This is a genomic window from Chromobacterium sp. S0633 (genome assembly GCF_024158805.1).
Lineage (GTDB): Bacteria > Pseudomonadota > Gammaproteobacteria > Burkholderiales > Chromobacteriaceae > Chromobacterium.
The window spans coordinates 78,304-92,096 of sequence record NZ_JAMZGH010000008.1 but is presented as its reverse complement, the minus strand read 5'-3'; the positions used below and the strand labels follow the sequence as shown (position 1 = coordinate 92,096).

Annotated in this window: 12 protein-coding genes; 11 read left to right on the top strand and 1 reads right to left on the bottom strand. The window is 61.7% G+C overall.

Annotation, left to right across the window (positions count from 1 at the left end; all coding sequences use genetic code 11):
• The first annotated feature begins 12 nt into the window (after window positions 1–12).
• The 7 genes from NK214_RS08140 to NK214_RS08110 all read left to right on the top strand — a co-directional run bounded on the left by NK214_RS08140 (window position 13) and on the right by NK214_RS08110 (window position 8,733).
• The gene (locus tag NK214_RS08140) at window positions 13–741 is read left to right on the top strand and encodes a TIGR00730 family Rossman fold protein (RefSeq protein ID WP_048413174.1); all 729 of its coding nucleotides are present in this window, start codon (window positions 13–15) and stop codon (window positions 739–741) included.
• A 5-nt stretch (window positions 742–746) separates the two neighbouring features.
• Complete coding sequence (locus tag NK214_RS08135; protein ID WP_253314188.1) at window positions 747–1,094, top strand: DUF2782 domain-containing protein; 348 nt, start codon at window positions 747–749, stop codon at window positions 1,092–1,094.
• Between the two features lie 10 nt (window positions 1,095–1,104).
• Entirely contained in the window at window positions 1,105–2,049 is a 945-nt protein-coding gene (gene thrB, locus NK214_RS08130; protein ID WP_107800758.1) for a homoserine kinase, read from the top strand.
• A 173-nt stretch (window positions 2,050–2,222) separates the two neighbouring features.
• Window positions 2,223–2,492 (top strand): hypothetical protein, encoded by a 270-nt coding sequence (locus NK214_RS08125; protein WP_019101144.1) that lies wholly within the window; start codon window positions 2,223–2,225, stop codon window positions 2,490–2,492.
• Window positions 2,493–2,685: 193 nt separating this feature from the next.
• Complete coding sequence (locus NK214_RS08120) at window positions 2,686–5,520, top strand: YjbH domain-containing protein (protein ID WP_256477393.1); 2,835 nt, start codon at window positions 2,686–2,688, stop codon at window positions 5,518–5,520.
• Window positions 5,521–5,582: 62 nt separating this feature from the next.
• On the top strand, window positions 5,583–7,511 hold the full coding sequence (locus NK214_RS08115) for an SLBB domain-containing protein (protein ID WP_253314186.1): 1,929 nt from the start codon (window positions 5,583–5,585) through the stop codon (window positions 7,509–7,511).
• A 34-nt stretch (window positions 7,512–7,545) separates the two neighbouring features.
• Window positions 7,546–8,733, top strand: a complete 1,188-nt coding sequence (locus tag NK214_RS08110; RefSeq protein WP_253314185.1) for a Wzz/FepE/Etk N-terminal domain-containing protein — start codon at window positions 7,546–7,548, stop codon at window positions 8,731–8,733.
• On the opposite strand, the gene NK214_RS08105 is transcribed toward NK214_RS08110, so the two are convergent.
• The gene (locus tag NK214_RS08105) at window positions 8,730–9,926 is read right to left on the bottom strand and encodes a multidrug effflux MFS transporter (protein WP_253314184.1); all 1,197 of its coding nucleotides are present in this window, start codon (window positions 9,924–9,926) and stop codon (window positions 8,730–8,732) included. The genes NK214_RS08110 and NK214_RS08105 overlap by 4 nt on opposite strands.
• 186 nt (window positions 9,927–10,112) lie before the next feature.
• On the opposite strand from NK214_RS08105, the gene arsC reads away from it, so the two are divergent.
• The 4 genes from arsC to NK214_RS08085 all read left to right on the top strand — a co-directional run bounded on the left by arsC (window position 10,113) and on the right by NK214_RS08085 (window position 13,783).
• Window positions 10,113–10,460, top strand: coding sequence for an arsenate reductase (glutaredoxin) (gene arsC, locus NK214_RS08100; protein ID WP_227105311.1), 348 nt, complete (start codon window positions 10,113–10,115; stop codon window positions 10,458–10,460).
• A 134-nt stretch (window positions 10,461–10,594) separates the two neighbouring features.
• Complete coding sequence (locus tag NK214_RS08095) at window positions 10,595–11,095, top strand: MarR family transcriptional regulator (RefSeq protein WP_253314183.1); 501 nt, start codon at window positions 10,595–10,597, stop codon at window positions 11,093–11,095.
• A 110-nt stretch (window positions 11,096–11,205) separates the two neighbouring features.
• Window positions 11,206–12,612: an efflux transporter outer membrane subunit gene (locus NK214_RS08090; RefSeq protein WP_253314182.1), complete on the top strand. Its 1,407-nt coding sequence runs from the start codon at window positions 11,206–11,208 to the stop codon at window positions 12,610–12,612.
• Window positions 12,613–12,622: 10 nt separating this feature from the next.
• Entirely contained in the window at window positions 12,623–13,783 is a 1,161-nt protein-coding gene (locus NK214_RS08085) for an EmrA/EmrK family multidrug efflux transporter periplasmic adaptor subunit (RefSeq protein WP_107800764.1), read from the top strand.
• Window positions 13,784–13,793: the final 10 nt, after the last annotated feature.

Below are 13,793 nucleotides of genomic sequence, written 5' to 3'. Positions count from 1 at the left end.
AAGAGGCAGAATATGAGCTTGTCCGATAAATTACCGCAAACCAGCGATCGTCACGCGATGATGCAGCGTTTCCGTTCCCGCGAAGCCTGGCATGTGATGAAGATCATGTCGGAGTTTGTCGATTCGGCGGAAGCCTTGCAAGGCATCATGCCGGCGGTGAGCATCTTTGGCAGCGCGCGCACGCCGCGCGACCACAAGTATTACAAATTGACCGAAGAAGTCGCGCGTCTGCTGTCGGACTCCGGCTTCTCCGTTGTTTCCGGGGGCGGCCCCGGCATCATGGAGGCCGCCAATAAAGGGGCATTCTACGGCAGAAGCCCGTCGGTGGCGCTGAATATCGTGCTGCCGCACGAACAAAAACCCAATGAATACCAAGACCTGAGCATCAAGTTCAACCACTTCTTCAGCCGCAAGGTCATGTTCGTCAAACACGCTATCGCCTACGTGGTGATGCCGGGCGGCTTCGGCACCCTGGACGAAATGTTCGAGGCCCTGACGCTGATACAGACCGGCAAGAGCCGCAAGATCCCCATCATCCTGTGCTGCCGCGAGTTCTGGGAGGGCCTGCTGGACTGGGTCAAGGACAGGCTGATCAGCGAAGGCATGATCAATCCCGAAGACATGAATCTGATCCAACTGATCGACGATCCGCGGCAAATCGTCGAAACTATCTTCAAACATTACGAAACCCGCGGTTTTGAAGCGCTGCCGGAAGAGCGCGAACAACTGCTGCACCTTTAAAACTGATGACAATCAAGGACCACGCCATGCGCCGCCTGCTCGCCGCCCTCGCCCTGCTGCCATTGACAGCCGCCTGGGCCGATACGCCCCCTCCCGCCAAGACCCCGGTGCCGCCGCCGCCGACGATCAGCGAACAAAACGCCGCCACCGCGGAACCGGAGGTGCGCATCATCCAGAAGGGCGAGGAGAAGATCGAAGAATACCGGCTCAACGGCCACCTCTATATGGTCAAGGTGACGCCGTCGCACGGCGTGCCCTATTACCTGATGGACGACAACGGCTCCGGCACCATGAAGCAGATCGACCCCGCCAACCGCATCATCATCCCGCGCTGGGTGCTGATCCGGTTCTGAGAGGGCCACTATGTCGGTTTACACCACGGTCAGCCATGACCAGATGCAGGAATGGCTCAAGCGCTACACCTTGGGCCAGTTGCTGGACTTGAAGGGCATTGCCTCCGGCATCACCAATACCAATTACTTCCTCACCACCACGCACGGCCGCTATGTGCTGACGCTGTTCGAAGCGCTGAAGCTGCAGGAACTGCCTTATTACCTGACGCTGATGAGCCACCTGGCGCGCCACGGCGTGGCCTGCCCGGCGCCGGTGGCCGACAACACCGACCAGTTCGCCTCGATGCTGGCCGGCAAGCCGGCCTGCCTGGTCAGTTGCCTGGACGGCGCCGACGTCGCGCAGCCCACCCCGGCGCAATGTCGCGCCGTAGGAGAAATGCTGGCGCAAATGCATATCGCCGGCGCCACCTTCCCCGGCAAAATGGCCAATCCGCGGGGTCCGCGCTGGTGGAGCGAAACCGCGCGCCAGGTCTACCCCCGCATGGACGAAGACGCCGCCGCCTTGCTGCGCGAAGAGGTGCAACTCCAGGACAGCCACCGCTTTGATCACCTGCCCTCCGGCGTGATCCACGCGGATCTATTCCGCGACAATGTGCTGCTGGACGGCGACCGCATCGCCGGCTTCATCGACTTTTACTACGCCTGCAACGACGTGCTGCTCTACGACCTGGCCATCGCGGTCAACGACTGGGCCCGCAAGGCGGACCACGGCATAGACGACGAGCGCGCCGCCGCGCTGCTCTCCGGTTATCAGTCGGAACGCGAACTCACCGCGGAAGAGAAAAAAGCCTGGCCGCTGATGCTGCGCGCCGCCGCGCTGCGCTTCTGGGTGTCGCGGTTGCAGGATCTGCATTTCCCGACGGCGGGCGAGATGACCTACACCAAGGATCCCAAAGTCTTCCAAACCGTGCTGGAAGCGCATCGCTCGCGCAGCGACTGCTGGCTGCGACATTAATGGCACACTCATTCCCGTCGCGTTGACAAATCCCCAGTTGTCACTTTGCAGACTTACAGTCTTGCACTATGCTGATGGCAAGTAGTATTGATTTTATGAAGTTGATAGTTTTCCTGTTTTAAATGTTGCACTTAGATTAACTTCGAAGCACAAATACACAAGGGCACACTATCATGTTGAAGAAAGTCTTTATTCTTGCCTTGGCTGGCCTGCTCTCTGCTCCGGTGTTTGCCGCAGAGGAAGCCGCAGCGACCTCGGCCGCGGGCAGCAGCGCCGCCGGCACCACCTCCGCGGCAGCCGCTGGCGCCGCCGGCACCACTGCCGGCATTGCCGGCCTGAGCGTAGGCACCATCGCCGCCATCGGCGCAGCGGTTGCCGCAGCGGTTGCGGTTTCCAGCAACAGCGACTCCTCTACCTCCCACTCCGCCACCACCCACCATTAAGCCGCCGTGCCTATGCACTGCGGCTTGACTGGACACTGGCCTTCGTCCCGAACAGGCAGCCTGCCTGCACCCGCAACAGGCTGCCTGTGTTTCTGCCTGCGTCTGACACAGGCGCTGCGTAACCTTAGCGTTCTTTATTGATATTCATTTGTTGTTTGCAAGACCAAATCAATAACTCTAAATAAAGCAATCCATGCGTGGCATTCTGATAAAAGGGATCGTTTTCGGGGGTAGTTGCGGCCTGCTGTTGCCGGTTTACGCGCAACCGTCGCTCAATGGCCAATCCGGCTACATCAATATGCCATCGGCGGATCCTGGCCGCGATGGCTCCTTAAGCTTTGGATTCAGCTTCGACAAGCCATACAACACCTTGTGGGTCTCGGCGACGGCGCTTCCCTTTCTGCAGATTTCGGGGCGTTATATCTCTATTTCCGGCATTGCCGGCTTTGACGATCAGCAATACGGCGGCGGCTACGGCAGTTATAAAGACAAAGCCATCGACACCAAATGGCGTCTGCTCGAAGAGTCCGACTTTTGGCCCGCGCTCTCCTATGGCCGAACGGATATTTTCGGCACCGCCCTGTGGCGCGGCAATTATCTGGTGGCCAGCAAACAGCTCCGGCCGAATCTGGAAGTTTCCGCGGGCGTCGGCTCCGGCCGGATCGAGGGCCCTTTCGGCGGCCTGCGCTGGACGCCGGAACGCTTCCCCCGCTGGTCGCTGGTCGCGGAATACGACGCCAATCACTACACATCGGATTTCCGCGCCAAAGACACTTCCGCCGCGCAAAGAGAAAAAGGGCCTGCGGCCGGCCTTGAATATCGATGGGGCTGGCTGGGCCTGCAATTGGCCAAGCAAAAAAACCATGCCAGCCTGAACGCCTCTATCGAAATCCCCTTGAATGAGCGCGAATTCGTTCCCAAAATCAGCGAGCCCGCTTATTTCAGCGGCGGCCCCGAAGTACCGCTCCGTCCCACCTTGCGACAATGGCATGCCGATAGCGCCTATGGCCACGGCCTGGTCAGCGCGCTGAGCAAACAGGATTTCAAAAACATCCGCATCAGCATGCGTGGCGACGAGTTCGTGCTGGAACTAAGCAATAGCCGAATTTCCAATGTGGGCCGCGCGGTGGGCCGCGCGGTTCGCACCGCGCTGTACTTTACCCCGATTGAAACGCGCAGCATCCGCGTGGTCTACACCAAGCTGGAACAGCCGATCGCGACCTATAGCTTTTTCAAGCTACCCACCTTGAACGACTACCTGCTGGGCAAGATCGATCGCCAACGCTTTCTGGAAAGCGTCAGCATCACGCCGGGCAAGAATTTGGAGTTGGAGGAAGTCGACGCGCAGCAGCTTAGCGCCAGCATCAAAGACAGCGTCAACCTGGAGATTTTGGCGGGCAAGGACGGCGACATTGTCCAGCTTAACGCCGAGGACAACGAGGCCAATCGCTTCCGGCTGGTGCCCAAGACCGGGGTTTACTTCAATGACCCCAGCGGCGCCTTCCGCTATGAAATCGCCGCCGCCGCCACCTATACGCGGCGAGTGGGAACCGGCTTGTTTCTGAATAGCGCGCTCAGCGCCAATCTCTACAACACGGTCTCCGGTGTCAAACAGACGTCCAACAGCCTGCTGCCTCATGTCCGCTCCGACGTGGCCGAATACAAGAAAACCAATTCTCCCAAGCTGGACCGCCTGCTGCTGAACCAGTATCTGACCCTGGGGCCGAATACCTATGCCCGCGCCTCCGCCGGCATTTACGAGGAAATGTTCCGCGGCGCCGGCGGCCAGATCATCTATTACCCCGAAACCCGCCACTGGGCGATAGACCTCGCCGTGGACGCCTTGCAACAGCGCGACTTCAAGGGCTGGCTCGGCAAGCGCGATTACCAGACCGTCACCGCGCTGGCCTCGCTGCACTATAAATTGCCGATGAACGTCACCGCCACGGTGCGGGCGGGCCGCTTTCTCGCCAAAGACAGCGGCGCCCGTCTGGAGCTGAAACGCCGCTTTCGTTCCGGCATCGAGATCGGCGCCTGGTACACCAGCACCAACGGCAACGACATCACCTCGCCCGGCACGCCCAGCTCGCCCTATAAGGACAAGGGTCTGTTCATTTCCATCCCGCTGAACAGCATGTTGACGCTGGACACCCAGGCGGTGGGCAATTTCGCCCTGTCCCCATGGACGCGAGATGTCGGCCAAATGGTGTTGTCGCCCGGAGACCTCTACGACCAGCTCAACGACCCGCGCAGCGATGTGAACGCCTACGACGGCCTAGGCAATTTCGCCGAACAGCCGGATGAGCAAGACCTGCCTCAAGTCAACCCGCCCGCTCCGTCTTTCCATCCCTGGCCATCGGTGCGGCTGCGGCTGAGCGACTCCTCCAAGCAATTCGCATCCACGGAGGACAAGCCAGGCGCCGTGGCCATTGCCGCCGGCATGACCCTGGCGGCGATAGCCCTGGACAAGCCGGTGAACCAGGCGGTGGGCCGGCATCAGGACAACCGCCTGCTCAAGGGCTGGAAGCAAATTGGCAAGACCCTCCCTGTTGCCGCACTAGGTCTGGCGGGCGGCGCTTTCGCGCTGGGCGACGACAGGCTGAGCAACACCGGCTTGATCGCGCTGGAATCCTCGGCGCTGTCCGCCGCCGGCAGCATCGCGCTGAAAGGCTTGGGCAACCGAGCACGGCCAAACGCCAGCGATAACCCTTGGCAACAGCAGCCGGCGGGCAGCTCCCGCTTCCAAAGCAGCTTCACCTCCAATCACGCCGCAGTGCTGTTCGGCGCGCTGACGCCGTTTGCCAAGGAGTACGACCAGCCCTGGCTGTATGGTCTGGCCGCCGTCGGCGCGCTCGGCCGCGTCGCCGGCAAGGATCACTGGTTGTCCGACATCGCCGCCGGCAGCCTGCTCGGCTACGCCTCCGGCTCCTGGCTCTGGCATGCCCAGCGGGACGAGTCCCGTTACCGCACCTCGCTGATGCTGGGCCCCAAGCAGGCCGGCATCCAAGTTTCGAAATCACTGGATTGAGACGACCTCCCATGACCCATCCGCTCGCGACCATGACTGCTTATCCAAGCCTCCGCCGCCAGATGATCCCGCTGCTTATCGCCCTGTGCGTCGCCAGTCCCGTCTACGCGGCCGCAAACGCCGCCGGCAATTTCTCCAGCACCATGATGCCCAGCTATGAGCCGGACCCCATGATGTACGGTCAACCCAGCATCAACAATCAGGCCCCGCTTGCCCAACCGCAAGCGTGGCCGCCCCAAACGCCGCAACCGCAATGGCAGCAGCAACGCAGATTGTCTCCTTCCTCCAGCACAAAACAAGACAAACGCGACCCGCTGCAAAATGGGCAGCAAGAAGAGAAACTGCCACCCTTCGTCGAATACGTGAAAGTCGCCACCGGCAACATCCTGCCGGTCTTTGGCGCGGACCTGTTCGACAGCCCTCCGTCGACCTTTGCCCCCAGCGGCGCCGCCCAGGTCAATCCGGACTATGTGATCGGCGCTGGCGATCAGATCCAGGTCAAGGGCTGGGGCATGGTCGATATCGACCTAACCCTGACCGTGGAACGCAACGGCACAGTCTATCTGCCCAGAGTCGGCGCCATCGCGGTGGCCGGCGTGAAATTCAGGGATTTGCAAGACACGCTGAAAAAAAGCGTCTCACGCGTATTCCACAACTTCGATCTGAGCGCCAGCCTGCTGCAAACCCGCGCCGTGCAGGTATACGTCGTCGGCAATGCGCGCGCGCCCGGCAGCTATACCCTGGGCGGGATGAGCACCTTGCTGAACGCGCTGTTTGCCGCCGGCGGCCCCAACGACAATGGATCGATGCGTCATATCCAATTGATGCGCGACGGCAAGGCTGTCGGTCAGCTCGATCTTTACAAGATTCTGGTAGATGGGGACAAGTCTAGCGATCTGACCCTGCGCGACGGCGACGTGATTCAAATCCGACCGACGGGCAAGCGGGTCGCCCTGCAGGGCGACGTCAAACACCCCGCCATCTATGAGTTTGCCGACGGCGACAGCGTCGCAGACCTTTTGCATTGGGCCGGCGGCCTGGAATCGGCGGCGGAAGGCAAGGCTTGGCAATTGGAGAAAAGCGTAGACAATCGCTTCGAACCGCAATGGCAGACGCCCAATGGGAAAAGCGGCCTTGATAACGTCGCCCTAAGACAACTCAAGCTGGCGGCCAGCGATATTTTCCGGGTGTTCGCACCCAATGCGCTGCCGGTGAACATTCAGCAAGACGCCGAATACGTCCGAGTCAGCGGAGAAGTGAGGCAAACCGGCACCTTCCTGCTGCAAAAAGGCGAGACCCTGCGCGATCTGGTCATGCGCCTGGGTGGCTCCACGGAAAACGGCTATGTCTTCGCCACCAATTTACAGCGCGAGAACATCAAGAAAGAACAGCAGGCCAAACTGGATGAGGTGGCCAATCGCTTTGAAAAGGAACTGGAGCAAGCCTCCGCCGCGCGCCTGTCCAAACAGACCGATAAAGACAATGTCGCAGCCATTACCGCGGAAGTCGAGCGTCAGCGCAAACTGGCGGAAAAAATGCGCGCCATCAAAGCGGAAGGGCGCGTCGTGCTGGAGCTGAGCGGCAGCGGTGCCCAAGTCAAGGACCTGCCCGATCTGCCCCTGCAAAACGGCGACTCCATCACCATCCCGCGCCGGCCCGGCACCGTCAATGTCCTGGGCTCGGTTTACCAGAGCAATGCCTTCATCTACAGGCCGCAACGCTCGGTGAAAGACTATCTGGACCTGGCCGGCGGCATCAGCCAGACCGGCGACAAGTCCGCGACCTACGTGATCCGCGCCGATGGCACCGTGGCCAGCAATAATAATGCGGGCTGGTTCAACAGCCTGGGCGGCAAACGCATCAATCCGGGCGACACCATCGTCGTTCCCGACGAGCTCGTTGTCAGCAGCTGGACCCAGTCGCTGAAGGAATGGACCTCAATTCTCTATCAGTTCGGGCTGGGCGCCGCCGGCTTGAAAGTCTTGAAATAAGGCGAAGCTCCATCACTTAACTCGGGATTCAGACATGTCCACACACGACAGGGCAGAAGCTCAAACCGTACCTTCCGATGATATCGATCTCATCGCCGTGCTGAAAACCTTGCTGAAACACCGGCGCTGGGTCATAGGCAGCGTTATCGCGCTGGGCTGCAGCGCCTTGATCCTGAGCCTGACGCTGCCGCCGCTATATACCTCCACAGCCAAGATCCTGCCGCCCCAGCAACAAAGTTCGAGCATGAATTTGCTGCTGGGCCAACTGGGTGGACTGGCCGGCGCGGCCGGTGGCATTGCCGGCCTGAAAAACCCGGGCGAACTCTATATCGGCCTGTTGCAAAGCCGCACGGTAGCGGACAATTTAATTCAACAGTTCAAATTGAAACAGCGCTACGCCACGGAAACGATGGACGAAACCAGAAAGGCATTGCAAAGCGCCAGCACCTTCAACAGCGGCAAGGACGGCTTGATCAGCATCAACGTGGAAGACAAGGACCCCCAATTCGCCGCTGCTCTGGCCAACGGCTATATCACCCAATTGATCCGGCTCAATCAATCCCTAGCGGTCACCGACGCAGCCAAACGCCGGCTGTTTTTCGAGACCCAGCTAAAGCAGACTAAGGAGCAATTGACCGCCGCGGAAACCGCGCTGCGCCAGACCCAGGAGCGCACCGGCATGATTCAGCCGGATGGCCAGGTTCAGGCCATTATGAACACCGTTACCCAACTAAAAGCCAGCATTGCCGCCAAGGAAGTGCAATTAGAGTCCCTGCGCAGCTACGCCACCGAACAGAACCCGCTCTATCAACGCAGCCGGCAAGAACTGGCCGGTTTGAAAACGCAATTGGCCAAACTGGAAAACGGCGCTGAAATCGCCGGCGACGTGATGGTGCCCACCGGCAAAATGCCACAATCCGGCTTGGAATACCTGAGACGGCTGCGCGAGGTAAAGTACCAAGAGACGATTTTCGAGCTGCTGGCCAAACAATATGAACTGGCCAGAATCGATGAAGCCAAGGATTCGTCCCAAATCCAGATACTGGACAGCGCGGCAATACCCGAGCTCAAGAGCAAGCCCGTCCGTTCTTTGATCACCGCCGCAGGACTATTCAGCGGCTTGGTGCTCGGCATCGCGCTGGCCCTGCTGCGCGAACGTTTCCAGATCGCGCAACAGTCCGGCCGATTGCATGAGTTGAACTGGGCGCTGAAAGAGCGCTAGCGCGTCACCCGCCGCCTATACCCCATCCGGAACACGAAGCCCAGGACCAGCATCACCATCATGCTGGCCGCCAAGCTCAACGGGCTGGACCAGACCAGCGGCGCGATCAGGCCGGCCACCACGCTGGACATCATCGTCTGGAAGAAGCCCTGCAGCGAGGAAGCGGTGCCGCGCAGCGATGGGAACTGGTCCATCAGGTTTAGGGTGATGGACGGCGCGGCGATCGACATGCCGGTGGTGTACAACGCCAACGGCAATACCGCCCACGGCATCGCGGCCTCCGGCGCCAGCAGGTTGTACAGCAGATTCCAGCCCGCGGCGACGAACATCACCACATAGCCGCGCGACACGATGTCCTTCTGCGCCACCCGTCCGGCCATCTTGCCGGACAGATAGGCGCCCAGCATGATGCCGGACACGGCCGGGCCGAACATCCATAGAAACTGTTCCGGCCCCAGGTGCAGATGCTGCATCAGGAAGACCGGCGCCGACGGTATGTAAAGGAAGAAGCCGGCAAAATTGAAGGACACCGCCGCGGTCAGCAACTGGAACTCGCGCTTGCGCCCCACCTGCCAGTAATTGGCCAACAGGTATTTAACCTTCAAGGGCTGGCGCGCGGACTCGTGATGGGTTTCCGGCAAGGCGAACCAGCTCATCAGGAACAGCGCCAGGCCGATCAGCGCCATGAAGACGAAGATGGAATGCCAGCCGAAGGCGCCGAACAGCCAGCCGCCCACCACCGGCGCAATCGCCGGCGACAGCGAGAACAGCATGGTCACCTGCGACATCAGCCGCTGAGCGTCGGCGCCGTCCAGCTTGTCGCGGATGATGGCCCGCCCCACCACCAGGCCGGCGCCGCCGCAAAAGCCCTGCAGCGCGCGGAACAACAGCAATTGCCCCAGGCTGTCCGACAGCGCGCAGCCTATCGACGCCAGGCTGAACAGCAAGGTGGTGACCAGCACCACCGGACGGCGGCCCACCGCGTCCGAGATGGAACCGTGCCACAACATCATCACCGCGTAAGACAAAAGATATACCGTCAACGCCTGCTGCATCTGCAAGGGCGAGACCGCCAGGCTTTGCCCGATCGCGCTCATCGCCGGCAAGAAGGTGTCGATCGAAAACGGCCCCAGCGTGGACAGGGCCGCCAACAGGATTGCCAGCCCGAAGTGGCTGCGTGTGGTGGGATGCATGGCGGATAAATAACAATGAGAGTCAATGCATGGTAACGGTTGGGCCGGAACTTGCCAAACCGGACTGATGTAAATAAAACGTCATAGCCGGATATCGCTACGCTCAGGCGCGCGCCGCTGGCGCCGGCTTCAATTTCGTGCCACGATCAATCCACTCCACGCCGGCCATAACAAGGAGAGACCAGCATGATTCGCCTGTACCACAACCCGCGCTGTTCCAAATCCAGGGAGGCGCTGAGCCTGCTGGAGAACGCCGGCGCGGAAATCGAAATCGTCGAGTATTTGAAGCACCCGCCCAGCTATGAAGAGCTGGAGCGCCTGTTGACGCTGCTGAATATGGAACCGCGCGATCTGATCCGCCAGAAAGAGGAGGAGTACGCAGAGCTCTATCTGGACGACATCACGCTGGAACCCAGACACCTGATTACCGCCATGATAGACAATCCCAAGCTGATTGAACGTCCTATCGCCGTTTGCGGCGATCGCGCCGTGGTGGGACGTCCGCCGGAGCGGGTGCTGCAGCTGCTGGGCTAGCCTTAGCCGGCATCACCCATCAGCGCCCAGGGCTTTGGCCTTGGGCGTTTTTGCATGCGGCCGCCCCTGCCCAGCCCATTGCCTTCAAAATTATCACTTGCGGAATAGTAACTTCCGTTACTAAAATAACGGCTATGAATCCAACCAAGTCATTTCAAACGCTTGAGCAGGCCGTCAACCGGATCGAAGCGCGTTTTCCCGGCGTGCCGCGCCAGGAAGTCATTCTGGCGCGCTTGCTGTACCACATCCTGCCGCGGCTGTCCGCCCACCTGTGCGACAAGCTGAAGCATCACGGCCTCAACGAGACGGTGTGGATGGCCCTGCTGGCGCTGTACGCCTGTCCGCAACAGGCGCTCTACCCGTCTGAAATCAGCGACACGCTGGATTCATCGCGCACCAACGCCACGCGCATCGCCGACGAACTGGTCAAAAACGGCTGGGCGGCCCGCTCGCCCAGCGCGGAAGACCGACGCAAGATCCTGCTGGAGTTGACGCCGGGGGGCGTGCAACTCGTCGAATCGCTGTTGCCCGTCTCCCGCGAATGTCACCGGGAGCTGTGGTCGGATTTCGACGCCGTGGAAAAGCAGGAGTTCGAACGCTTATTGCGCAAACTGCTCTGCAGCCTGGGCGGCTGAAGCTGGGGAACCGGCTTTTTTTCGTCCTTATAATAACTTGCGTGACTATCACATCATCAATCACTTCATCAATTGCTAATACAGCAAGTGAACACGGGGAGTCCCACAAGGTGAAAAAGACTCAATGGCAGCACGGCGTCAGCGCCCTGCTGCTCAGCGCCCTGTTGGGCGGCTGCGCGAGCTTCGGCCCGGACAGCGCGCCGGCCACGCAGCTCGATGCCGGGCAATTGCGGCTGAGCGACGGCCAGGACGGGCAGATCGCCAGCGACTGGTGGACCCAGCTGAACGACGCGACGCTGAACCAGTTGGTGGCGCGCGCCCTGCAAGAAGCGCCGTCCTTGAAGCTGGCTGAAGCCCGGCTGCGCCAGGCGCGCGCCGCCGTCGGCATCGTCGAAGGCAATAGCGGCCCCAAACTCGATTTCAGCGCCAATATGACCCAGCTGAACTACGAGTTTCCGGCGCCGATCTCGCGCGACTACGTCAACGCCTACACCGCCATGCTGATGGGCAGCTGGGAGTTCGACTTCTGGGGCAAGCACCGCGGCCAGATCGACGAAGCCGTCGGCCAACAGCAAGCCATCGCCTTCGAAGGTGCTCAGACCCGGCTGACGCTGACTCAGGCCGTCATCGCCCAATACACCCAGTTGCAGCGGCTACAGGCGCAAAGCGCGGTGCTGGCCAAGCGCATCCAGCTGGCGGAGAGCCGTCAAACGCTGACTCAAGCCCGCATCAACGCCGGCCTGCTGCCGGGCGACAACCAGCGCGGCAACGAAGTCTCGCTGCACCGCCTGCGCCAACAACAAAGCGCCTTGGCCCAGGACAGCGACCGCGCCCGCCATGCGCTGGCGGCGCTGACCGGCCAGGGACCGGACGCCTTGAACGCGCTGCAAGCCGCCAAGAGCGCGGCGCTGCCGCCGCTGGACGCGGACAGCCTGCACGCGGAACTGCTGGGCAAACGCCCGGACATCGCCGCCCAACGCGCGCGGGTGGAAGCCATGGCCGGCGCGGTCAAAGCCGCGCGCGCCGAGTTCTACCCCAATATCAAGCTGACCGCCTTCGCCGGCCAAACCTCGCTGGAACTGAACAAGCTGATGAACGGCAACTCCACCTTCTGGGGCTTCATGCCGGCGATCAGCCTGCCCATTTTCCACTCCGGCGCGATCCAGGCCAATCTGGGCAAACAAAAGGCCGGCTACGACCTGGCCGTGCACAGCTACAACCAGACCGTGTTGGACGCGATGCGCGACGCCGCCGACGCCGTCAGCGGCTGGCAGCAAAGCGGCAAGCAACTGGAACAGGCGCGCCAGGCGCAGGACAGCAGCGGCCGCGCCGCCGACTCCGCCGCCGCCCGCTTCAAGGCCGGCATCATCAACAAGCTGAACCTGCTGGACGCCCAGGACAGCGCGCTGGCGCAACAGTCGGCGCGCATCGACGCCGAAGCCGGCCGCAAACTGGCTTGGGTCTCCCTGAACACCGCATTGGGCGGCGGCTTCAACGCTGCGCCCGCCACCCACTGAGAACGCATCCATGGACAAGAAAACCAAAACCGCGCAAGGGCGCAAACGCAATCTGATCGTCGCCACCACCCTGTTCGCCGCCATCGCCATCGGCTACGGTGCCTACTGGGCGCTGGTGCTCAGCCATCAGGAAAGCACCGACGACGCCTATGTCAGTGGCCACCTGGTGCAAGTCACCCCGGAAGTGGGCGGCACCGTCGCCAAGGTGCTGGTGGACGACACCCAGCACGTCAAGGCCGGCCAATTGCTGGTCAGCCTGGACAAGAACGACGCGCAGCTGAACTTCGACCGCGCCCGCAATGAGTTCGCCCAAGCCGTGCGTCAGACCCGCCAATTGATGAGCAACACCCAGCAGCTGGCGGCCCAGGTCACCCTGCGCGAAACCGAGCTGGCCCGCGCCGACGCCGACCTGAAACGCCGCAAACAGTTGGCCGGCACCGACGCGCTGTCGGCGGAAGAACTGGGCCACGCCAACGACGCCGTCGCCGCCGCCAAGGCCGCGCTAGACGCCGCGCGCGAACAGCAAAAAGCCAGCGCCGCGCTGCTGGGCAAGGACGCGCTGGCGCAGCAGCCTGCGGTCAAGGCCGCCGCCAGCCGGCTGAAGGAAGCCTGGCTCGCGCTGCAGCGCACCGAGATCAAGGCCCCGCTGGACGGCGCCGTCGCCCGCCGCAATGTGCAGGTTGGCCAACGCCTGGCCGCCGGCACCCCACTGATGTCGGTGATCCCGCTGCAAAACCTGTGGGTGGACGCCAACTTCAAGGAAGGCCAGCTGGCCAAGATCCGCATCGGCCAGCCGGTGGAACTGAAGTCCGATCTCTACGGCGGCAAGATCGTCTACCACGGCAAAGTGGTGGGCCTGTCCGCCGGCACCGGCAGCGCCTTCTCGCTGCTGCCGGCGCAGAACGCCACCGGCAACTGGATCAAGGTGGTTCAACGTGTGCCGGTGCGCATCCAGCTGGACCCGAAAGACCTGCAATCGCACCCGCTGCGCGTCGGCCTGTCCATGGACGCCGTGGTGGACACCTCCAGCACGGACGGCAAGGCCGTGGCCGAAGCCCAGCCCTTCGTCGCCCACCAGGACGTCTCCGGCCAGCTGCCGGACCTGAAACAGGCCGACGAACTGGTGCGGACGCTGCTGGCGGCCAACGCGGGTGAAGGCAAGGCCGAATAAGGGGTCCGGA